This is a genomic window from Moraxella lacunata (genome assembly GCF_002027545.1).
Lineage (GTDB): Bacteria > Pseudomonadota > Gammaproteobacteria > Pseudomonadales > Moraxellaceae > Moraxella > Moraxella lacunata.
Genome location: NZ_MXAN01000062.1, coordinates 1 through 21,671, shown reverse-complemented (window position 1 = coordinate 21,671; position 21,671 = coordinate 1). Strand labels below are relative to the sequence as shown.

The 21,671-nt window shown below is 43.3% G+C and carries 18 protein-coding genes and 1 CRISPR repeat array; of the genes, 9 read left to right on the top strand and 9 right to left on the bottom strand.

Annotation, left to right across the window (positions count from 1 at the left end):
* Positions 1-84: 84 nt before the first annotated feature.
* A complete protein-coding gene (locus B5J94_RS09095; protein ID WP_228144573.1) occupies positions 85-648 on the bottom strand; it encodes an RNA 2'-phosphotransferase in 564 nt (187 codons plus the stop codon).
* 21 nt (positions 649-669) lie between these two features.
* Positions 670-1,443, bottom strand: a complete 774-nt coding sequence (locus B5J94_RS09090; protein WP_062499114.1) for a 3'-5' exonuclease — start codon at positions 1,441-1,443, stop codon at positions 670-672.
* Between the two features lie 114 nt (positions 1,444-1,557).
* On the opposite strand from B5J94_RS09090, the gene B5J94_RS09085 reads away from it, so the two are divergent.
* Both B5J94_RS09085 and B5J94_RS09080 read left to right on the top strand, forming a co-directional pair.
* On the top strand, positions 1,558-1,845 hold the full coding sequence (locus B5J94_RS09085) for a BrnT family toxin (protein WP_062499113.1): 288 nt from the start codon (positions 1,558-1,560) through the stop codon (positions 1,843-1,845).
* Positions 1,826-2,080: a hypothetical protein gene (locus B5J94_RS09080; RefSeq protein WP_062499112.1), complete on the top strand. Its 255-nt coding sequence runs from the start codon at positions 1,826-1,828 to the stop codon at positions 2,078-2,080. Before B5J94_RS09085 ends, B5J94_RS09080 begins: the two co-directional genes overlap by 20 nt.
* Here the strand turns inward: B5J94_RS09080 and cysM are convergent.
* Positions 2,077-2,997 (bottom strand): cysteine synthase CysM, encoded by a 921-nt coding sequence (cysM, locus tag B5J94_RS09075; protein WP_062499117.1) that lies wholly within the window; start codon positions 2,995-2,997, stop codon positions 2,077-2,079. The genes B5J94_RS09080 and cysM overlap by 4 nt on opposite strands.
* 167 nt (positions 2,998-3,164) lie before the next feature.
* On the opposite strand from cysM, the gene B5J94_RS09070 reads away from it, so the two are divergent.
* Both B5J94_RS09070 and B5J94_RS09065 read left to right on the top strand, forming a co-directional pair.
* Positions 3,165-6,263, top strand: coding sequence for an ATP-binding protein (locus tag B5J94_RS09070; protein WP_079364083.1), 3,099 nt, complete (start codon positions 3,165-3,167; stop codon positions 6,261-6,263).
* A 21-nt stretch (positions 6,264-6,284) separates the two neighbouring features.
* Positions 6,285-7,067 carry a crotonase/enoyl-CoA hydratase family protein gene (locus tag B5J94_RS09065; RefSeq protein WP_062499111.1) on the top strand — a complete coding sequence of 261 codons (783 nt, stop codon included), beginning with the start codon at positions 6,285-6,287 and terminating at the stop codon, positions 7,065-7,067.
* Between the two features lie 13 nt (positions 7,068-7,080).
* A CRISPR array of direct repeats spans positions 7,081-9,345; the repeat unit is 36 nt; unit sequence ATCTACAAACAGTAGAAATTTAAAAGGTCGTTAGAC.
* Positions 9,346-9,526: 181 nt separating this feature from the next.
* Here the strand turns inward: B5J94_RS09065 and cas2 are convergent.
* Genes cas2 through cas12a form a run of 4 tightly spaced genes read right to left on the bottom strand, consistent with a single transcriptional unit; the run spans position 9,527 to position 15,191 of the window.
* Positions 9,527-9,796: a CRISPR-associated endonuclease Cas2 gene (gene cas2, locus B5J94_RS09060; protein WP_062499110.1), complete on the bottom strand. Its 270-nt coding sequence runs from the start codon at positions 9,794-9,796 to the stop codon at positions 9,527-9,529.
* Positions 9,793-10,821: a type V CRISPR-associated endonuclease Cas1 gene (cas1, locus tag B5J94_RS09055; RefSeq protein ID WP_062499109.1), complete on the bottom strand. Its 1,029-nt coding sequence runs from the start codon at positions 10,819-10,821 to the stop codon at positions 9,793-9,795. Before cas1 ends, cas2 begins: the two co-directional genes overlap by 4 nt.
* A 13-nt stretch (positions 10,822-10,834) precedes the next feature.
* A complete protein-coding gene (cas4, locus tag B5J94_RS09050; protein WP_079364082.1) occupies positions 10,835-11,389 on the bottom strand; it encodes a type V CRISPR-associated protein Cas4 in 555 nt (184 codons plus the stop codon).
* A 46-nt stretch (positions 11,390-11,435) separates the two neighbouring features.
* Positions 11,436-15,191, bottom strand: coding sequence for a type V CRISPR-associated protein Cas12a/Cpf1 (cas12a, locus tag B5J94_RS09045; protein WP_062499108.1), 3,756 nt, complete (start codon positions 15,189-15,191; stop codon positions 11,436-11,438).
* 200 nt (positions 15,192-15,391) lie between these two features.
* On the opposite strand from cas12a, the gene B5J94_RS09040 reads away from it, so the two are divergent.
* The 4 genes from B5J94_RS09040 to B5J94_RS09025 all read left to right on the top strand — a co-directional run bounded on the left by B5J94_RS09040 (position 15,392) and on the right by B5J94_RS09025 (position 18,832).
* Positions 15,392-16,435 carry an FAD:protein FMN transferase gene (locus B5J94_RS09040; protein ID WP_079364081.1) on the top strand — a complete coding sequence of 348 codons (1,044 nt, stop codon included), beginning with the start codon at positions 15,392-15,394 and terminating at the stop codon, positions 16,433-16,435.
* 436 nt (positions 16,436-16,871) lie between these two features.
* Complete coding sequence (locus B5J94_RS09035) at positions 16,872-17,309, top strand: hypothetical protein (protein ID WP_062501073.1); 438 nt, start codon at positions 16,872-16,874, stop codon at positions 17,307-17,309.
* A gap of 38 nt (positions 17,310-17,347) precedes the next feature.
* Entirely contained in the window at positions 17,348-18,541 is a 1,194-nt protein-coding gene (gene ubiM / locus B5J94_RS09030; RefSeq protein ID WP_062501071.1) for a 5-demethoxyubiquinol-8 5-hydroxylase UbiM, read from the top strand.
* Between the two features lie 69 nt (positions 18,542-18,610).
* Complete coding sequence (locus B5J94_RS09025) at positions 18,611-18,832, top strand: DUF2788 domain-containing protein (protein WP_062501070.1); 222 nt, start codon at positions 18,611-18,613, stop codon at positions 18,830-18,832.
* A gap of 76 nt (positions 18,833-18,908) precedes the next feature.
* Here B5J94_RS09025 and cmoB read toward each other — a convergent pair whose 3' ends face one another.
* Positions 18,909-19,913 (bottom strand): tRNA 5-methoxyuridine(34)/uridine 5-oxyacetic acid(34) synthase CmoB, encoded by a 1,005-nt coding sequence (gene cmoB, locus B5J94_RS09020; RefSeq protein WP_062501068.1) that lies wholly within the window; start codon positions 19,911-19,913, stop codon positions 18,909-18,911.
* 231 nt (positions 19,914-20,144) lie between these two features.
* On the bottom strand, positions 20,145-20,945 hold the full coding sequence (gene cmoA, locus B5J94_RS09015; protein ID WP_062501063.1) for a carboxy-S-adenosyl-L-methionine synthase CmoA: 801 nt from the start codon (positions 20,943-20,945) through the stop codon (positions 20,145-20,147).
* A 76-nt stretch (positions 20,946-21,021) separates the two neighbouring features.
* Here cmoA and msrA point away from each other — a divergent pair, with 76 nt between their 5' ends.
* The gene (msrA, locus tag B5J94_RS09010; RefSeq protein ID WP_079364079.1) at positions 21,022-21,540 is read left to right on the top strand and encodes a peptide-methionine (S)-S-oxide reductase MsrA; all 519 of its coding nucleotides are present in this window, start codon (positions 21,022-21,024) and stop codon (positions 21,538-21,540) included.
* Positions 21,541-21,671 lie beyond the last annotated feature (131 nt).

Genomic DNA, 21,671 nt, shown 5'->3' with positions numbered 1-21,671 from the left:
CTTTTGGGGTGCGGTTCAACAAGGCACTTTTTGGGTAAAGGGGATTATTATAACAAAAAATTGGTGATGTGGCTATGCAAACCGTTAATGACTGCCAAAATCAATATACCCCACCGCCACAGACTCTGTCAGCCATACGCCATTTTCAGCTTGATAAAAGACATGACTCTCTGCGTGCATTGTGGCGGTGTCAATCGTCAAAACCACCGCCTTGCCATGCCTTGCCCCTACTTTTGTGGCAGTGTCGCTGTCGGCAGATAAGTGAACATAGTGGCGAGATTGGGCTGTTAGACCGTGCTGTTTTATGCTGTCAAGCGACTTAACTGCCGTACCATGATACAGCACGTTTGGCGGGGTTTGTGGCTCATAATGGCGTTTGACACTGGGGTGCGAATGCCCTTGCACCGCTCGTATTTGCGTGCCGTCATCGGACAGTTGAAATCGCTGTTTGTCATTATTTGCCACCACCGCTAATAATTGAGCGTAGTCAAAATGCTTGCCAAATTCACAAGCATTGTTAATCAATGTCTCAATGTCGGTATAACCCTGCTCGTCAAGCACAATGCCAATCAGTTCAGGCTTGTGTCGCAATACCCGACTTAAAAATCGGCTTACTTCTTTATCGTGCATACTGGCTTTCTCGTGCATAATGAGCCCCATCCCAAAACATCACTGTCGCCACGCATTCAAAAACTCGGCATGACGTATCGTTTCGCCATCTTTGATTTGGCTTAATTTATCATAAGTGAGCGACTCATGGCGTGCCACGACATCGGGCGAGAACCTGCCTGTTAAAAGTTGCCATCTTAGATAGATAAGCCATGTGTTTAGCACGTCCGATTCGCAGTAGGTGGTCAGCTTATCCCATTGCCCTGCCTTGATCATCGGCACAACTTGCGAGCCATCCACATCGCCCTTGCCAGCAAATCCGCACAGACTGGCAATGGTGTCTAGCTTTTGTTTATTGCCATAATTACCCAGTGATAATTTATCCATCAAATCAATGTGAGCATCGCCATATTTATACAGATAATTGGGCGATTGGCTATTAAAGAGCGTGGGGGCGGTCAGTTTGTGGTGTAAGGCACGATAGAGCATGACAGGCAAATCAAACCCTGCCCCATTCCATGACACGAGCGTGGGGGCGGGTTTTTGATTAAATGCCCTAAAAAAAGTCGTCAAAATCTCCGCTTCACTCATCTGGTGCAGGCTTAGGGACTTTAAGCTAAATTTATCATCACTGACCCACAAAAAGGACAAACAGGCGATTTTATGCAGGGGCAGTCGCATAAAGGCATTGCCTGCTTCTGCCTCCCTAATGGCGGTCAGAGCCGTTTGGGCGTCATCATCGGACAGCGTGGCAATCTCAGGGTAGAGCAGTCGTCCTGTGTCAAGGTCGGGAATGGTTTCGATGTCAAAAATGAGAATTGGGGTCATGGTCATTCCTTTTATTTACAAAATATAAAAGCGATTATAGCATGATACAGGCGGTTTGGGCAGGTTGCACAAATTTGATAAAGTGATATAATTTTGATAATTCAGCGTGTAGATATGCCAATGAGTGATGATTTACTATTTGACCCCAATAAGCAACAAATCAATATCCAAAAACATGATGACATTGATTTTTATGAAGCCAATAGTGCGTTAAATGACCCTTACGCCTTGTATGAGCGAGATTTTGGCGATTACAATGGCGAAGAGCGGTATTTTACCATTGGCATGAGTGATAAAGGCAGATTGATTATTGTAAACTGGTGTATCTTTGATGATAAATTTCGCATTTTTTCATCACGGCTATGCACCCCATCACAGAGAAAAAACTATGAAAAAAGACGCAGATAAAGACCTATATACCAAAATGGGCGAGATTGATTTTGCCAATGCCAAAAATGCCAATGACTTACCCAGCCATATCCAAAACGCCCTAAAAAATCGCCCACAACCACAACGACCTGCCGAGCCTGTTCATGCCATTGAGCCTGACGTATGGCAACTTATCCGTGAGCATATGGACAGCCCAACCGACATGAAACGGCTAAATGGGGTTATTCGTGGGTTGTTTGGCACTTACGCTTAATCCACCCCAAACAGCCCCGTAGATAGGTATCTATCTCCCCTATCACAGACGATAAAGACAATCACGGCTTTGGGGTCATCTGTCTTGATTTGTTTGGCGATTTGGTAGCTTGCAAAGCCTGCCCCACCACTTGACACCCCACAAAATATCCCCTCCGTGCGTGCCAATGCTCGCATATAGTATTCAGCGTTCGTTTGGTCAATATCCATAATCGTATCCACCCACGATTTATCAAAAATCTTGGGCAAATATTCTGGCTCCCAACGGCGTATCCCTGCGATGTTTGAGCCGTCTGACGGTTGTAAGCCGATGATTTGAATATTTGGGTTTTTTTCTTTTAAAAAGCGAGACACGCCCATAATCGTCCCTGTCGTCCCCATTGAGCTGACAAAGTGTGTAATCCGTCCGCCTGTCTGCTCCCAAATCTCGGGGGCGGTGGTCTTATAGTGAGCTTGCCAGTTGTCGTCATTGTTAAATTGGTCAAGGACAATCCCTTTACCGTCCGCTTGCATGGCAAGAGCCATATCCCGAGCCATTTCCATACTATCCGCTTCTATCAATGTCGCCCCATAGGCACGCATGGCATCTTTACGCTCTTGGGTGGAATTGGACGGCATGATAAGGGTCATCTTATAGCCGAGCATGGCGGACACCATGGCTAGGGCAATGCCCGTGTTACCGCTTGTGGCTTCGATGAGCGTGTCGCCTTGTTTGATTTGCCCCCGTTTTTGGGCTTCATTTATCATATTAAAAGCGGGACGGTCTTTTACCGAGCCTGCAGGATTATTGCCTTCTAATTTGGCAAAAATATCAGCGTTTACGTCTGTGGCAAGGCGTGTCAAACGGACAAGGGGTGTGTTGCCAACGGTGTGAGCAAGGGTGCGATTTAGGGCGTTTGGGGTGGTCAAATCAGTCATGGCTAGGTGGTCATCTGTATAATAAAGTGGCGACATTATAGCACAAACGGATTTTTACCGTTAAATTTAGCGGTAAATTTGCCTTAAAAGTCATCTTGAAATAGCCCCTAAAATTCATCTTGGAATTATGCTAAACTATGCCATCTGCCTGACAACATAGCCCACTCATGAAAAAAACCCCTTTTAACCTACGCAGTGCTTATGGGCAATTAGTCGCCCTTGTGTTTTTGCCGATAGTCATCTTGGCGATGGTCGGTGGAGTGCTTGTTTTTCGTGAAGTCAGACAGGCGGTACTCTCCGAGCAGGACGCTTTGGCACGCACCGCCCTGCTCCGCTATGAGATGAGCCTAACTCGTCATTTTGCCGACACGCACAGTCCCACGCCTGCCCTACCCGCCTTTGATGACTTTTTTCATAAAATATCGCCCCAACAGGTCAGACGTATGGCGATTTTTGATGGGGATTATCGTCTGCTAGCCAGTCATGGCGGTTATGATAATGATATCCCATTTGCCAGTGATGAACTGCTTGGGGTCATGAATAAATATCAAGGCAATTTTGAGCGTTATCACAGCACTTATGGCACAAGCTATGGCAGGCAGATGATGTTTGACGGCACGCCTTATTATGTCGTTGTTGAGATGGATGATAAGTCTTTGACCATCACCAGTTATCGGGTGGTGCTTGCCCTTGCCATCACAGGTCTGACCACGCTACTGCTCCTGCTACTTATTTTAAATATCTATTCTAAACGCTGGATTGCCCCGATTTATGAAATGCGTCTGTTTTTGCAAAAACTAAACAGCGACAACATCGACAAACCCATCAAGACCAATGCTGATGGCGAATTCTCCCTGCTACAACGGGACTTTGTCCAAGCCATGAGACGACTGTCGGTAAGTTTTAATGAGCTAAAAACCCACGCTGATGAGACCGAGCAGGATTTACAGCACGCCCTAGATGAGATGGAAATGCAGACCATCTCCATTCGCAAGGCTCGGGATTTGGCGGTGTCATCTAGCCATGCCAAGTCGGCATTTTTGGCAAACATCAGTCATGAACTGCGCACGCCATTAAACAGCATTGACGGCTTTATCAACCTGTTGGCTCGGCACGATGGTCGCCATGATGGTCGCCACGGTCTAAGTGCCGAACAAAGCCTGTATGTCCAAACCATCAAAAAATCATCCGCCCATCTACTCGCCTTGGTCAATGACGTGCTTGATTTTTCAAAATTAGAAGCAGACAAGCTCGTGCTAGACAGTCATGGATTTGACCTATACTCTGCCATCTATGACGTGGTGGACATGCTCTCGCCCATGGCATTAGAAAAGCACCTTAGGCTGTCGGTGCTGTTTTATAATGACGTGCCAAACCGTGTGACAGGCGACAGTCTGCGAGTCAAGCAAATCCTAACCAATCTCGTTGGCAATGCCATCAAGTTCACCGATACAGGGGGCGTGGTGGTGCGTGTGGGACTGTCCGATGAGAATGATGGCTACCTGCACATCAGCGTTGAAGATACAGGCAAAGGCGTGTCCGATGATGACAAAGCGTCGCTGTTTAAGAGTTTTAGCCAAGGCGATTTGTCAGTGACCCGTCGTTATGGCGGAACGGGACTGGGGCTTGTGATTAGCAAACAGCTGACCGAGCTGATGGGCGGAACGATAGGTTTTTATGACAATAACAGCGAAAACATCGCCAAGACAGGGGCGACGTTTTGGTTTGAGATGCCCATTCATCTGGGCAGTGCAAGCATGCAGACTCCTGATGACACGGATGCCGATGATGATTTATACAGCCTAACAAAACTTATCCCAACCAAGCTGTTGGTGTGGATAAACCACGCTCCCGCCATTCAAGTGCTAAAAGCAACCTTGGCAGGGTCGGATGTGGATGTGCATTTTGCCATCGGCTTTGCTGATTTGTTAGAACAGCTGGACAAGGCGGGGCATGGCTTTGACTGGGTGATTGTGGACTATTTTGGGCAGGATGCGTCCTTGGATGATGTCGGTGCCATCCTTCGCCAAATCCGCTCTCGCTATCAGGGCAAACTGTCCGCCTATGGCTATCAAGTCGGCATGGACAACGCCCTACTGGACAAATACCAAACGCACGCACTCTACGAACCCATGGACAAACGCCAACTCATCGCCATGCTCGCCGATGACAAGCCCATGCAGGATACCCTCGTCAGTAAATTCTCAGGTCATCGGGTGCTGGCAGTGGACGACCATCCGCCCAACCTGCTCGTGCTAGAAGCCCTGCTTGGCGAGCTTGACGTGGCAGTCATCACCGCCCATAATGGCTTTGATGCCATCGAGACCATGACCCGTGCCATCAGCATGGGCGAGCGGATTGATTTGATTTTTATGGACATTCAAATGCCCAGAATGTCAGGACTAGAAGCCAGTATCCAAATCCGCAAAATCGAAGAGAGTCACAACCGCCCCCCTGTTCCTATCATCGCCCTAACCGCCCATGGTCTATCTGATGAAAAAGAGCGACTAGTGTCGGCAGGGCTTAGTGACTATGTTGGCAAACCCATCGGGCATGAACAGCTGGTGCAGACGCTCTCACGCTGGCTTGGCGAGTCAGGCAGACCTGTCATTACCCCCACAGACGGCACGCCTGACTTTGCAGGTACACCCTATGGCAAGATGGGCGAGATAGGCGAGCTGACGGGCGATGACATGAATGATGGTACAGACAAAGGCATGGATAAAGGCATTGATGACAATGGGTCAGCCCCCCAACAGGGCAAGCACGCCCACAAAACTGATAAAACCAACAAAACCAAATCCGCCTTACCCGACATCGACTGGGCGGATGCATTGGCACGCTCTGCCAACAAAGACGACCTTGCCAAAACCTTACTCTCACTACTTATCGAGAGTAGCGAGAGCGAAAAGCTTGCCCTAGAACGAGCGTGGGCAGACAGAGACAGAGTCGCCCTTGCCGACATCACACATCGGCTAGTCGGGGGCAGTCGCTACACGGGTGTGCCACGCCTTAGAGCCACAGCAGAAGACTTTGAACAAAAGTGCCGTGCCAATTTGGACGACACATCAGCAGGGCAATTCATCAGCATTCGCCCCAGTTACCGCTCACTCATCGACGCCCTAGAAAGCCTTGAAAATATTGACATCGAAGACTTTTTGGCAAATGGGGCGAATAACTCATCCGCTCCTGACTCAACACCCAACCCAAACTTTAAGTCAGGCGGTCATGATGATGAAGATACCCTACCTTGGAAAATGGTATAAAGCATAACAAAGGAAAAACCCATGCAAACACTCACGCTAAGCCACGACAACCACATCGCCATCATCACCTTATCTCGCCCCCACAAAAAGAACGCCATGAACTTTGTGATGATGCAAGAGTTAATCAAGACCGCTCGCCACATCAAGGCGGACAAATCAATGCGTGCCGTCATCATCACAGGCGGGGCAGATTTTTGTAGTGGGCTGGATTTGACGGTGTTTGGCTCGCCCAAGAACATGCTATTTGCCACCAAAGAGCTGATAAAGCCAACCCCCAGTCTGTTTCAACAGGTGTGCTTAATTTGGCAAAGCCTGCCTGTGCCAGTGATTGCCGTGGTTAATGGCGTGTGCCTTGGGGCGGGGTTACAGCTTGCCATGGGGGCGGATGTGCGTATCAGCCACCCATCGGCGACATGGTCGGTACTTGAAGCCAAATGGGGACTGGTCGCTGACATGGGGCTGACCCGTCTTGCCAAAGACATCGGTAAGGATAGGCTAAAAGAGCTTGCCATGTCTGCCCGCCTACTTGACGCCCAGACCGCTTACAACTACGGACTCATCACCCATCTCGATGATGAACCGATGACACGTGCCAAAGCCCTAGCCGATGAGATTGCCACTCGCTCACCTGATGCGGTACTGGCGAGCAAACGCCTTATCAATCGCATGCACCCAAGCGACCATCTGACCTTATACCAAGAAAAACTGTGGCAGTTAAAGCTCTTCGCCAGTCATAACCGCAAACTTGCCATCAAAAAAGCCAAAGACACGGCAGTAGCGTTTCGGGACAGGCAGTGGGGTTAATCATCTTAAACGCCAATACAAACAGTAGAAATTTAAAAGGTCGTTAGACCTTTTAGCTTACCTTTGGTTTTCACTTATCTACAAACAGTAGAAATTTAAAAGGTCGTTAGACTGAGTAACAGGAGCAGGGCATTGCCCCCATCTACAAACAGTAGAAATTTAAAAGGTCGTTAGACCAATGAGCCATAGCAACATAATTTAAATCTACAAACAGTAGAAATTTAAAAGGTCGTTAGACGTTTTCATAATTTTATCCATTTGAATATCTACAAACAGTAGAAATTTAAAAGGTCGTTAGACAACGGCAAAGCCAACAAGCACAGAAGCATCTACAAACAGTAGAAATTTAAAAGGTCGTTAGACGCTATTATCCAATCAAGACGAACTAAAAATCTACAAACAGTAGAAATTTAAAAGGTCGTTAGACTAACGACTGAAAAAATATCGTTTTAACGCTTGCTATCTACAAACAGTAGAAATTTAAAAGGTCGTTAGACGGCGAGTGATTGTAGCGAAAATACTTTTATCTACAAACAGTAGAAATTTAAAAGGTCGTTAGACGCCGACAATGCCTTGCCAGAAGAGGTGATCTACAAACAGTAGAAATTTAAAAGGTCGTTAGACAAGATATCCAGTAGAATCTTATCATCATATCTACAAACAGTAGAAATTTAAAAGGTCGTTAGACGCTCGGTGGCAATGGCTAACACCGCAATCTACAAACAGTAGAAATTTAAAAGGTCGTTAGACGGTAAAGGGTGAAAACCAACACCGCAATCTACAAACAGTAGAAATTTAAAAGGTCGTTAGACTGGTGCGTGTATCGTGAATTGGTTGAGCTTATCTACAAACAGTAGAAATTTAAAAGGTCGTTAGACAGCACCAATCAAATAAGCGATTGCAACAATATCTACAAACAGTAGAAATTTAAAAGGTCGTTAGACGTAGAACTACATAAAAAGAGATTTACACATCTACAAACAGTAGAAATTTAAAAGGTCGTTAGACGGCTTTCAGGGGGGGGGTAAAAGTATATCTACAAACAGTAGAAATTTAAAAGGTCGTTAGACTTCAACCCATTACGCCTGTATGCATTAATCTACAAACAGTAGAAATTTAAAAGGTCGTTAGACAGGTGCCAATCTTACCCAAGGGTGATTTAATCTACAAACAGTAGAAATTTAAAAGGTCGTTAGACATCGTGGACAAACCTACACAGTCCTTTAATCTACAAACAGTAGAAATTTAAAAGGTCGTTAGACACGATTTGGGCTATCTAGTCGTTCGCCCATCTACAAACAGTAGAAATTTAAAAGGTCGTTAGACTTAAGCTACAAGGGGACGCAAGCCGATCTACAAACAGTAGAAATTTAAAAGGTCGTTAGACTCTACATCAAAAACTAGCCATTTAACCTTATCTACAAACAGTAGAAATTTAAAAGGTCGTTAGACTATGCTTGATATGCTGGCGTATTGGTATCTACAAACAGTAGAAATTTAAAAGGTCGTTAGACGCGAACTCTTGGACTATATGGATTATCTGTATCTACAAACAGTAGAAATTTAAAAGGTCGTTAGACCAACGGTTACAGGTGTAAACAATTACCTATCTACAAACAGTAGAAATTTAAAAGGTCGTTAGACTTTACGTGCCAAGCTCTTTACACTCACATCTACAAACAGTAGAAATTTAAAAGGTCGTTAGACTATAATAGCACCCATAACAAGCAATACATCTACAAACAGTAGAAATTTAAAAGGTCGTTAGACTTGCACCCATCAAAGCACGGATATTTGTATCTACAAACAGTAGAAATTTAAAAGGTCGTTAGACACCAGTTACCATTGATGAAGAAACTGATATCTACAAACAGTAGAAATTTAAAAGGTCGTTAGACCTTTGATGATTATCAAATCATCCACACATCTACAAACAGTAGAAATTTAAAAGGTCGTTAGACATCCACCTGCATTGATTTGGGGCTTTTATCTACAAACAGTAGAAATTTAAAAGGTCGTTAGACTGCAGGATTGGCGTACCGTCAGTACAGATCTACAAACAGTAGAAATTTAAAAGGTCGTTAGACCATTGCTAACATGATTGGGGAAACAATGGATCTACAAACAGTAGAAATTTAAAAGGTCGTTAGACTCAAGTAGCAGTGGGTAACCACTTCATATCTACAAACAGTAGAAATTTAAAAGGTCGTTAGACTGTGATTATCTTGAGCCAAAAAAGGAAATCTACAAACAGTAGAAATTTAAAAGGTCGTTAGACCCGTTTTGGGGTATTTTTAATGATTTTTTGAGAAATTAGCAAGTTTTTTGTACAAAAAATCATCATTTTTACCGCCAAAACATGATAAATCACACATTAAGACTTAGGTTTGTAAAGTAAACATTTGGGTGTGATTTAGATCTCTTATTATAACAAACCTCATCATTTTTGCCAAGGATTTTTATAAAATTAACAAATCCTCATTACGATGTTTGGCATGACCAAATCTTAATACTTCACGTTCTGTAAACCGAAAGATAATGACGCTATCCGCTCCTGTAAATAAAGACTCAAATTCTGCTTTTATTTTTTCGGTGATGATGTTTAAAATGCGTTCGCTGTTTTGAATTTCATAGACCGAATATTGCAACCTGTCGCCATATTGCATTAAAAATTTGGCAAATCGTCCACGCACTTTATTATCACTGATGTCATAACTGACGATTATCATACATCTTCTCCATTTGCTTGTATGTCAAAATTTGGCAACATCAAAACCAATTCGTCAAATACCATATCTTTATCAGCATATTTCATATATGCACGATAAAAATCCCTGATATAAACAAATATTGGTACTTTATGGGCGATGATTGCCTGCATTAAAATGGCGTTATAAGTTCTTTGATGTTCAGGTTTTAGTTGGTATTGCATTTTTATTTGATTAAAATGCTCTGTTTTAAATTGCCCAAGATTAAATGATGTCAATACCTGCTTATCCACGATACAGCGAAATGGTTCAACCAAATCACATACCAATGATTTACGTTTATACCAAAGCTGATGAAGCATGCCTTTATAAACATCAAAACCAAATAATCGTAAATTTACCTCTATATAATTAAACAACAGCGTATAACCCATATCCAGCACCACATTGACAGGGTCTATTTTTAGGCGTGGTTTTCTGCCTTGCCAAGAAGCATGTTTTAATTGCCCAAAATGATGTTTAAAATAGCTTTTGGCAATATTACCCTCTATACCCATTAATTCATCCAAACGTTTGGTTTGACCAATCTGCCTTTGATAATCGGCTAATGTCTCTATGATTTGGCGTAATTCATCGTCTTTTTTGCGAATGCCTTTTAATAAAGTGATAGAATTATTGGCTTTTTGTTCTATAAAATGTTTGGCAAAATTTAAAGCTTGATTATCACCAATGGCATATTGCTTTTGCCTTAATAGATAATTTGCCTCGCCAAAAGAGCTGACAAATAAAATCGGTCTTAATCTTGAATTTAACAAAATCAAGGCAATGCCATATTTTTGACAAAATTCAATCAATACATTAGTCAGCGTACAATACCCAATAATCATCAGAGCCATGGCTTTATGACGGGTGATTTTGGTTAATGTCTCATCGCTGTCTTTATTTTTGATGATGATATTACCTTGTGAAATACAAAGATGATAACCGCCCTCCAAGTTATTTAACAATATCATCTGTTTTTCTTTGATGTCCGAAATGCTAAGCATAGATTGTCCTTATTTAGTCCGTCTTATCGCACAAAGGCTGATAAATACAATGGGTGCATTTATTGATATTGATATGAATGTCATCAGTCACGGGATTGTAATGACGTATCTTATATAAATGACTTTCAAACCAATCAATAATCTCATCATCAGGCAACGCCAAAGCGTGGCTTTTATTATCCGTCATCGAATAAAAACCCAAATAATCCACTTCAAATCCCATGTCTATCAAACAAAAATACTGGGCATAAAGCTGTAATTTATAGCCGTCATAAATGGTTTTAATCGTGCGTTTGCGTTCGATGAGTTTTTTACTATCAGCAAAATATTGGTCAATTTTGCCTGTCAAGCCATATTTATCCGAATACACCGCCATGGCAGTGATAACGGACTTTTTGGTGCTGTATGTGCCATTATCCACGCCCTCATGAGCGATTTTGCCTTTGACTTGTGGCGTATCGTGATATGTATCATCGTCCAATGCCTGATAGACGTTATGTAGATAAATAGAATAGGGGCAAAAAATAAAATCATTTAACTGACTGATGTTTAATGTATGATATTCCATACTATCTCCCAAATAAAAAGCCCAGCCGAAACTGAGCTTTTAGCGATTAGCGGTTTTGAGCGAAGTTTAGCCATGTTTGATTATCAATGGCAAGTTTGACTTTATCCAAATCATCGCTGTTTTTTAATTCGTTTAATAGCCACAGCCCCTTTAATGCGATATGGTACGCACCATTGGCGTCCGCATTTTGTGGCTGTGTATCATCTGCCAATGCCGAATTAAAAAACACACCCTTGTCATTTGCCACAGGCGATAAAATAAAATCTTCATCACTACTGGCATTACTATATCGTAATGCAAGCAATGCCTTTAACAGATACGTTAGCGATTTATGAAATTCTTTATCGTTATTTTGGCAAATATCCATGACCAGATTTGGCTGTTTGTCATTGATGCGATAACGAGCAAATAACGATTTTAATTCATCATTGACATTAATGCCAATGGTCGCCCCTTTATTTTGGTTGGCGGTTTTGTCATACACATAGCGTTTATCGCCATGCGAACAAATCGTCCATATTTGGCGAGAATTTTTGGCTTTGTCAGTGAATTTGGCATAATCAATATGAAATTCAAAATAACCCTTGTCTGCGTTATAACAAATCTTATCAAACTTATCAAAAAACGCTTGCGATTGAGCGATATTTTCATAACGTGGTTTTAACAAATCCACAAAGCCCGTTACAGGGTCTATTTTACTGGTATTCCATGCAGGCACATAGAATAAAAAGCCTGTTTGCTTGCCAATGCTTTTTAGGTCGGTAAAATTATTGGTCAGTTGCAAGGCATTTTTGTATGAGCCAATCTCATTATCTGCCTTGTCTTTTAATACCAAATGGTTGAGTTTTTTGATTAGGGCGTTTTCAAAGTTTTGGTAAATTTGTTTTTCCACCTTAAAGCGACCACGCTTAAACCCAAAATTCAAATCTTCCAACACCACAATGGCGTTATATTTAAGCATAAGCTGACTGATTTGATGTACCACATGGCTTAGATAGCCCGATTTTAGCTCTTTAATGGTCTCAATTTCACCCCAACCGACACGAGCATTTAGGCGTTCTATCTCCCTTTTGTCCAGTATCTTATGATAAGGCGTGGTCATTTGTGTGCCGTTTGCCGATGTGGTGATGATGTCATTGAGACTACGCTGTTCTAAGATTTCACCTTTGCTGTTAATCACGGTCAGATATAGCAGATGTCGCTCGCCACGGTCTATGCCAATCACATTCACCTCATCATATTGTTGTATGCTTTGATTAACTTTTTTATTAAATTCTTTAATCGTCATACCCTGCACACCAAAATTCATGGTAATAGGCACGTGTAGCATAAACTTATCTTGGGTATAACGTTTGTCTTTGATGATGTCATAGACAAATTGACGCTCTTTGGGATTATCGGGATTTTTATTTTCTAATACCTCGCCTGCACGATGAATGGTGGTTTCATTCATATCCAAAGATGCCTTGCGATAAAATATCTCCGCCTCGCCATTTAATTTATAAATTGGATTGGCAAGATTATCCTCACTAAATAACGCCTTAAAATACAAAGTATGTAAATTAGGTTTACCATGAGCCTTGGGCGAGAAATCTTTATTATAAATCTGGAATAAATACAACTGACCCTGCTCAACCAACTCATCAATATAATCGGCATCAATATCCACAAATTTTACTTGATAACCTTGTGGTTCAACTTCTCTATAAAAATCACTTAAATCCTGATAGCTACTGGTTAGCGAAAATTCAAAACCAAAATGTTGCCATTCTGGATGTTTGTTAATACTCGCCTTAAAAAAATCAATCAACGCATGACAATCTTTTAGATTAAAATTATCGCCTTTTTTGTGCGTGCCTTGTGCATATTTATCCAGTAGCTCTGCAGAAGGGTTATAATAATCCAAATTACTCTTGGCAAAAAACACTTTGGGTAGCATTTTATTAGAGCCAGGCAATAATTTATAAACCATTTTTTGATAAACACTTTTGCCTGTATTTGGAGCATTATCAAATACTTTTTTATGAGCTTTATCCAATAACGCCAAATAATAACAACCGTCTTTTTGCAAGATAACCCCAAAATTATCTTTTTCTTTATTCAAATCCCAACCGTTTAATAATGTCGGGTTGCCAAAGTTTAATTTGTATTTTTCGGTGCTAAATGGCTTTTGGGACAGATAATCACGCACTTTGTTATAAAGCGTGGCAATCTTGGCAAGCTCATCATATAATGCCCCAAACTCACCATAAAAATTGCCGTCTTGGTTATCTAGCGTGGTTTTGGTCGTTAATAACTTAGCAAAATGCACCACATTTAGGGCGTTGTCTAGCAGTTCTTTTAGTTGTCTTAACTGTGTCATTTCAAGACTTTTATCTGATTTGATTTTGGGCAATGTTCGCTCGCCTGCTGGGCGTTCACGCTCCAAAAACCCCTTAATGGTGCTGTGGCTGTTGTGTATTTTTTGGATTGGATTGTCCACCCCCGCCAAGCCATGTTTGAAATACTGCCCAAGCTTGCCCGCCTGCACAGACTCATCATCATGCCCAGCAATATAATGCTCTATCGCCTGTTCAAGACTTGCCAAGGAATGCACGCCTTTGATGAATTTGTCTTTTTCTTTTGTCAGTTTTTCTTTGGCATTGTCGGTTTTGGCTTTGGCAAATTTATCGTTAAATTCTGGATTCACCACATCCACATAATAGCCGTCTAACACCCGACCCAACAAAGCAAAATCGCCAAATGCCTGCTTAGATAGCTCATTTAAATTTTTATGCTCAACATAAATGCCGTCCTTTTGATAGTCATCAAATCTATCAAATAAGCTTTGCACCTTGGCAAAAACATGGGCATAATGGCGGTAAAATTCATTGACCGCTTGGCACATCTCGCTATCGTCGGCAAATTTGCTTGGCAAAAATGACACGCCCATGCCGTCGCTTAGGATTTGTTTGTGCAGGGGGCGTAATTTGGCGATACGTTCAGATTTGTGGCAAATTTGATTATGCTTATTCGTATAACTATTCACTTCACCTATTATCCTATTATAAGCCGTGATACCCTCTTGGGTTAAAAGCTTGTGATAGCCGTCCAGATGACTTGCCAGCGACACATCCAAACCGTTGGCATTTAGCTCATTTACAATCTGGTCATACAATACCGAGTGCTTTTGTTTGATGGTTACCAGTATTTGTAGATTATCGATAAAACGTGGCAAGTTTTCATGAATCAGACGATAGGCAATGGCGGTATGCTTATCATCACTACTGTACATGTTTTTGCGGTTATCATGAAAGCCCGTAAAGTAAGTACTAAACTTCTCAAAATGGGCAATTTGGGGAAGCTTGGGCGATGACTCGCCCTCTTGGGCGATGACAAATTTTGCCAAATCACCAAGCTCTTTGCCGTCTTTAAAGAGCTTTGCCCCAAATAAGCGTTCATAACCAGCCTTGTATTTGCCACCACTGTCTATCGGCTTGACTACCTCTTCTCGTAAAGCGGTTTGTATCTCGGTTAGCTGTTTTTGCAATGTGTCATCTTTGGGATTTTTTCGTAATGCCAAATAAACCTCATAAAACTCTGGCAGTTTAGTTAATGTCACCTCGCTCATCATCTTGGTGATAAAATCACGATGATAATCGTCCAGTATCGCCTTTACCTTTTGGTACATGTCCGCCATGGTCTCATCTTGGCTCAAAAAGTTTTTGGCGTGGATATGTTCTAATGTCTTACCAATGGGCTTTAATTCAAAACGCACGGTTTTTGATAGGGGGTATAAATGAGTAAAGTCTTGAAATAACATAAAAAATCTCCGTTTGGTGGTGGCTGGGTACTATTTTGGTACAGCTGTATTTTATAAAAGGCGATTTGTCTTGTCAATATTTTTTATAAGAATATGTAATATGACAAAGATATCATTTTATGATGTATTATGTTATAATTTTAGCCGTCTAACGACACCACCAATTTCTACTATGTGTAGATTAAGAATATGTAAAAATCATGAAACATCAATATCTTATCTCATTATTCATCCTCGCTTTATCCGCTTGCACCCCCACCCCACCGTCCACCACTTACCAAAAAATAGACGGGCAAACGATGGGAACAAGCTACCACATCGCCTTTAAACTACCAAAAGAGGCGACCACAGACGAGATACAGGCAAGCATAGACGCTCGCCTTGATGAGATAAACGACAGTATGTCTACTTATCAAGCCGACAGCACCATCAGCAAATTTAATGCCCTAAGTGCAGGGCAGACAATACAAATCGACCCCGATTTTATCAAAGTCTTATCCGACAGCAGACTCATCTATGAAAAGTCGCACCACGGCTTTGACCCAACCGTCTATCCACTTGTGGAGCTTTGGGGCTTTGGGGCAAAGATGAGCGTAGAACGCCTACAAAATCCACCCACCGAATCTGAAATCCTAGCCGTGCGTGATACCATCGGACTTGATAAAATCACGCTAAATGGCAATGAATTATCCAAAACAAAAGACGGTGTGGGACTTGATTTTTCGGCGATTGCCAAAGGCTATGGCGTGGATACAATCGCAGACGTTCTAAAATCTAAGTACAACATCACCAATTATATGGTGGAGATTGGCGGAGAAATCGCCACAAGCGGAGTCAATGACAAAGGACTGCCGTGGACGCTCGCCATTGACAAGCCCATCATGGGTAGCACCACCGCCAACCGTGAAATCATGACCACCCTTGCCCTATCAGGGCAAAGCATGGCGACCAGTGGCAACTACCGCAACTCGCTTGACTATGATGGCAAAACATACAGCCACACCATCAACCCACACACCGCAAGCCCTGTGGAAAATGGCGTACCAAGCGTAACTGTCATCGCTGACACCACCGCACTGGCGGACGGCTGGGCAACCGCCTTGACCGCCATACCCCAAGATGACGCCATTAAACTTGCCGATGAAAATAACATCATCGCTTTATTTATTATCAAAGATGGCGACAACTGGCAAACCCACAAAAGCCAAGCTTTTATCGCCTTTGAACAGCAGGGTAAAAATTAACCATCAACTCTTTGGTAGTATTGCCTTTAAAAATCCGTCAATTTACATTACAATAGGGCGTGTTGAACATTGATAACATTATTAAAAATATGATGGAATTTAACGCTTTAACTCAATTTTTGCATGAAAAATGGCTATCCGACCACTTAATCGTGTAAATTTTTAAGACTTTAACTTAATTTTTTAAATTAAGTGGTCGGATTGTTTTTCATAATAAATCTCTTTCCAAACTAAAAATAAACCCTTGTAAGTATTGGGGTTGAAGTTTTTAAAAATCTACAAAAATCAGGGTTTGGAAAGAAGTCTAATAAAAGCTTGTTTGATAGAATAACTATCAAACTTCGCTTTTTCCTTGAAAAACGGGCGATTTCCCCTATTTTTCATGGCAAATACCAACGTTCAGCACGCCCTAGCATAAAAACCCACAAGGATAATCATGACCGCATTCTCGCCTAGCCCCCAGTTTACCAAGCGTTGGCATGCCACCCCCACCGCCATCAAAAACGCCTTTCATCAAGAGCTTGATGACATCATTGACATGCTCCATGGTAGTACGCCTGCCCATGAATTTGAATTTAACCATGCCGATTTTGGGCAGACCGTTGAAGATTTGTTTTTTATCCACCGAGATGACACGCCCATCCCTGCCCGTATCATTCACAACTTAGAGACACCCCAAGCCTTATTTAGCGAGACATCCGCCCCCGCCCAACGGCTACACCCCAAAGATTTGGACGCCTTAGAAGCACGCATTACGGACAAACTTAGCAAGCAAATTGACGACTTTTTGGGCGAACACATGGCACAGGTCTCTGACGACCTAAAAGGCTGGCTAAAAACCGCCCTAAAAAACGAACTTGCCAATCACCAATAATCCACCAATAATCTGCCCACACCATCATAAGGCTTATCATGAACACAGCACACAGCGACATCATCATCATCGGGGCAGGGCCGGCAGGTCTTGCGTTTGCACGGCATTTTAAGGGCGTGGATTTGACCGTGACCATCATCGAAAAATCCCCCCTAGATACCATCGCAAACCCTGCTTATGACGGGCGTGAGATTGCCTTGACTCACCGCTCACGGGAGATTATGCTAAACCTAGGGGCATGGCAACGCATACCCGATGATGAGATTTATAAGCTCGCTGATGCTAAGGTTTATAATGGTGATTTTAACTACGCCTTGCATTTTAAAGTGCCAAAAGATTTGAGCCTGCTCACTAGCATTGACCGCTTGGGCAATCTCATCTCCAACCATAACATCAGACAAGCTTTTTATGATGAAGTCAAGGATTTGCCCAATGTACAAATCCTAACCGAACAATCCGTCCAAGACATTAAAACCGACAGCCAAGGGGCAAAGGTCATCTTAGCAGATGGTCGCACCTTGACTGCCAACCTGCTTATCGGGGCGGACAGTCGCTTATCCTTTGTACGTAAAAAGCTTGGTATTGGGGCTGAAATGAACGACTTTGGGCGGACGGTCATCGTCTTTCGGGTGTCGCACCCTTTATCTAATGGAGCGACCGCCCAAGAGTGCTTTTTGCATGGCAGAACGCTTGCCCTACTGCCCCTGCACGACCATCTGACCAACTGCGTCATCACGCTAGACAACACCCAAGCCGACAGCCTGCTTGCCATGACTGCCGATGAGCTTGCCTTAGAAGTTCAGCGTATGATGAGCGACCGCTTGGGCAAACTGACCCTAGCAGGGACGGTACATCACTACCCACTCATGGGCGTACACGCCAAAACCTTTGTATCCACTCGCTCGGCTTTGGTGGGCGACAGTGCGGTGGGTATGCACCCTGTGACCGCTCATGGCTTCAATCTAGGTATCATGGGGGCAAATACCCTAGTCACGCTTATGCTAGATGCTCACGCCAAAGGGCAAGACATCGCAAGCCCTGCCCTACTACAAAAATACAACGTCCGCCACCAAGCCCACACCCGCCCCCTGTATCACGGCACGAACTTTATGGTAAAAATGTTTACTGATGACAGCACACCCATGCAAGCGGTGCGGGACTTGACCTTGCGAGTGAGCAACCACTTACCGCCTGTCAAACGCTGGATAGCAGGACAGCTGACGGGTAAATAAGCCATACCGCCATCTTATCAAGTTATGTTATAATAAACTATTCTTACCCACTCATCCACAGGTGTTCTTATGATTGTTGCCATTTCCGAAGGACTGATTGTCAAGATTGGACTGTATGGGCTACTGCCTGCGTTCATTGCTTTTTTGTTTTTTATCATGTGGGACATGGCAAAAAGCACCAATGCTGGCAAGGCAGGGACATTTTGGATTTTTGTGGCATTGGGAGCGGGGTTTGTTGGCTTTTTATTAAAAATCGTGATTGAATTTGTGTTAAAGACGTGGTTTATTTAGGGCAATACCTAAACTATCGCCATTAAAGGACGTGCTCAGCACATCCCTACGCTATATATCAATTTATGGAATTACATTAAGGCTTTTTGGCAATCATGACCGCCCGTTTGGGAGCAGGATAACCTTCGGCGGTCTTGGTTTTATCGTCTTTGTCCAAAAAGTCCGCCAATGACTGATAATTCATCCACTTGGTTGCACGCTGTTCATCAGTGCTGGTTACATCAATATCTACACAACGCACATCAACAAAACCCACCTTGCCAAGCCATTTTGTCAATGCAGGCACGCTCGGCAAAAAGTACACGTTATTCATCATCGCATAACGCTCAAACGGCACCAAAGCGGTGTGTTCATCGCCATCAACGACGAGCGTTTCCAGAACAAGCGTGCCACCGTGCCGTAGCTGAGCCTTTAACTGCTCTAAATGCTCAAAGGGTGATGAGCGATGATACAACACCCCCATGCTAAACACGACATCAAACCACCCCCCAGACGGCAACGCTTCTAGCCCCACAGGCACATAATGCACGTCGCACGCCCCCACAAAGTGCTTGATTGCCATAAACTGATGATAAAACAAACACGACGGGTCAATGACCACCACCGATGTCGCCCCCGCCCCGAGCATGCGAAAGCCATGATAGCCCGAACCACCGCCGACATCCAGTACTCGCTTGCCCACCAAATCCAAATGCGGAGCAACTCTCTGCCACTTCCAATCTGACCGCCATTCGGTGTCTATGTGAATGAGCTTATCATCCGAGCCGATAAAAAAAGGGCCTTTTCGCCACGGCATGAGCGTTTTTAGCAGTGCCGTGGTTTTTTTATACTCGCCCATCTGCCAATCATCGCCCAGCGTGATGGCGACTTTATCGGTCAAATCTACCGCCACAGGATGAACGTTCGGCAGTTTATTGATGGCGGACGCATAATAAGGGGCGTGGGCGTAGCGGGACTTATCCTTGATATCACCAAACCATGATGGCAGATGAGCAAGCCACTCATGAGCGACTGGGTTGTTTTTGGCAATGTTTAATAAAAACAGATATAAATCTTTTTCAAAATCGGCAATGGTAGTCATCGGTTATCAATGTAAAAGTTAAAAAATTAGGCAGATTGCTTAAATTACAGCTAACAAAATTGAATTTTACTACAGAAACCGTTCGCCCTGAGCTATGCCTGCGGGTCGGTTTTCGTCATGGTTCGACTTAGCTCACCACGAACGGAAACCGTAGCACTTTTTCATTTTGTAGAGCGTATCTTGCAAATGGGTTTTAAAACCATCGATGATTTGCAAGATAAAGTACAGACTTTATTTAAAAGCAATGATAGAGATAAAATTTAAAAAGCGAAACCACGTCATCTGTCTGGTAAAACCCACCGCAGTTAGTCGCTCGCTGTGCTGATATTCACTGTCAGTGATGAGTACATTTTCTAGGGCGTTTCGCTTGCCACTGATTTCAAGCTCACTATACCCATTGGCACGTTTAAAGTCATAATACCGCTCAACTTGCCATGCGTCATTTTGTTCATCCAGCAAATGCACTTTTTCGGTCAATATTAAAATCCCCCCTTCCGCCAATGCGTCATGGCATTTTTGCAAAATCTCTGCCCGTTTGGCAGGCGGTAAAAATTGCAAAGTCAAATTCAGCACAATCATGTCGCATTCTTGAAGTGCCATCTCATTGATGTCATCGCAGATGATACTGATGTCATGATTGGGGTAATGCTCACCCAACAAGGCAGTGGCACGCTCGGTCATGGGGTGTGAGTTGTCAATGCCGATAAGCTCCACTTCATCCGCCTCAAACTCGCCCGCCAATGCAAACAGCACTGCCCCAAGCGATGTGCCTAAGTCATAGACACGACTGATTTTTTTACCGTTTTTTTGCTGACGATGTCCCAGATGGCGACGGGCAAAAATCGGCAACATGGCAAGCACCTGCCCATAACCAGGGACGCTTCGGCGTATCATGTCAGGAAAGCACGCCACCACCTGCTCATCAAAGCTAAAGCGGGCGTGTTTGTCAAGGGGCGTGGTAAACAGGGTGTCCGCACCAGCATGAATGACTGGGTCAGTGGTCGGACTGAGGGTGTGGTCGCTGTATGGCATGGGTCGTTGGATTTTTATAAAATATGTGCTATTCTACCACTATTAATATGTTTTTTCATAAATTAAAGGCGTGATTATGCAAGAGATTATCCTAGGGGGCGGTTGTTTTTGGTGTGCCGAGTCGGTATTTTTGGCGGTCAAAGGCGTTGATTCTGTGACCAGTGGTTATGCAGGCGGACAGGCAGAGACGGCAGACTATGAATCGGTGTGTAGTGGGCAGACAGGACATGTGGAAGTCATCAAAGTTGTTTATGATGAGCAAATCATTGATTTATCAAGTATTTTAGATATTTTCTTTGCCACGCACGACCCCACCACCCTAAACCGTCAGGGCAATGACATTGGCACACAGTACGCGTCTGTGATTTTTTATGACAATGAATCAGATTTGCCCATCATCCATGACAAAATCACCACGCTAAAAGCAGACGGCATTGACGTGGTCACACGCGTGGAAAAAGCCCCAGCCTTTTATCAAGCAGAAGATCATCATCAGAACTTTTTCGCCAAAAATCCCACCCAAGGTTATTGCAACTTTGCCATCCCACCAAAGTTGCACAAGCTCAAAGCAGGGTTTGGCACTCTTCTTAAATAAATCTCTTTCCAAACTAAAAATAAACCCTTATAAGTATTGGGGTTGAAGTTTTTAAAAATCCATAAAAATCAGGGTTTGGAAAGAAGTCTAATAAAAATTTTCCCCAGCCCAAAAACCCACCCCCTATCATC

Excerpts from the sequence above, each read along its gene's own strand:
- cmoA (WP_062501063.1), bottom strand. The coding sequence starts at position 20,945 with ATGCCATACAGCGACCACACCCTCAGTCCGACCACTGACCCAGTCATT.
- B5J94_RS09080 (WP_062499112.1), top strand. The coding sequence starts at position 1,826 with ATGAAAAAAGACGCAGATAAAGACCTATATACCAAAATGGGCGAGATT.
- B5J94_RS09065 (WP_062499111.1), top strand. The coding sequence starts at position 6,285 with ATGCAAACACTCACGCTAAGCCACGACAACCACATCGCCATCATCACC.
- msrA (WP_079364079.1), top strand. The coding sequence starts at position 21,022 with ATGCAAGAGATTATCCTAGGGGGCGGTTGTTTTTGGTGTGCCGAGTCG.
- B5J94_RS09025 (WP_062501070.1), top strand. The coding sequence starts at position 18,611 with ATGATTGTTGCCATTTCCGAAGGACTGATTGTCAAGATTGGACTGTAT.
- ubiM (WP_062501071.1), top strand. The coding sequence starts at position 17,348 with ATGAACACAGCACACAGCGACATCATCATCATCGGGGCAGGGCCGGCA.
- B5J94_RS09095 (WP_228144573.1), bottom strand. The coding sequence starts at position 648 with ATGCACGAGAAAGCCAGTATGCACGATAAAGAAGTAAGCCGATTTTTA.
- cas1 (WP_062499109.1), bottom strand. The coding sequence starts at position 10,821 with ATGCTTAGCATTTCGGACATCAAAGAAAAACAGATGATATTGTTAAAT.
- B5J94_RS09035 (WP_062501073.1), top strand. The coding sequence starts at position 16,872 with ATGACCGCATTCTCGCCTAGCCCCCAGTTTACCAAGCGTTGGCATGCC.
- cysM (WP_062499117.1), bottom strand. The coding sequence starts at position 2,997 with ATGACTGATTTGACCACCCCAAACGCCCTAAATCGCACCCTTGCTCAC.
- cmoB (WP_062501068.1), bottom strand. The coding sequence starts at position 19,913 with ATGACTACCATTGCCGATTTTGAAAAAGATTTATATCTGTTTTTATTA.
- cas12a (WP_062499108.1), bottom strand. The coding sequence starts at position 15,191 with ATGTTATTTCAAGACTTTACTCATTTATACCCCCTATCAAAAACCGTG.
- cas2 (WP_062499110.1), bottom strand. The coding sequence starts at position 9,796 with ATGATAATCGTCAGTTATGACATCAGTGATAATAAAGTGCGTGGACGA.
- B5J94_RS09090 (WP_062499114.1), bottom strand. The coding sequence starts at position 1,443 with ATGACCATGACCCCAATTCTCATTTTTGACATCGAAACCATTCCCGAC.
- B5J94_RS09070 (WP_079364083.1), top strand. The coding sequence starts at position 3,165 with ATGAAAAAAACCCCTTTTAACCTACGCAGTGCTTATGGGCAATTAGTC.
- B5J94_RS09085 (WP_062499113.1), top strand. The coding sequence starts at position 1,558 with ATGAGTGATGATTTACTATTTGACCCCAATAAGCAACAAATCAATATC.
- cas4 (WP_079364082.1), bottom strand. The coding sequence starts at position 11,389 with ATGGAATATCATACATTAAACATCAGTCAGTTAAATGATTTTATTTTT.
- B5J94_RS09040 (WP_079364081.1), top strand. The coding sequence starts at position 15,392 with ATGAAACATCAATATCTTATCTCATTATTCATCCTCGCTTTATCCGCT.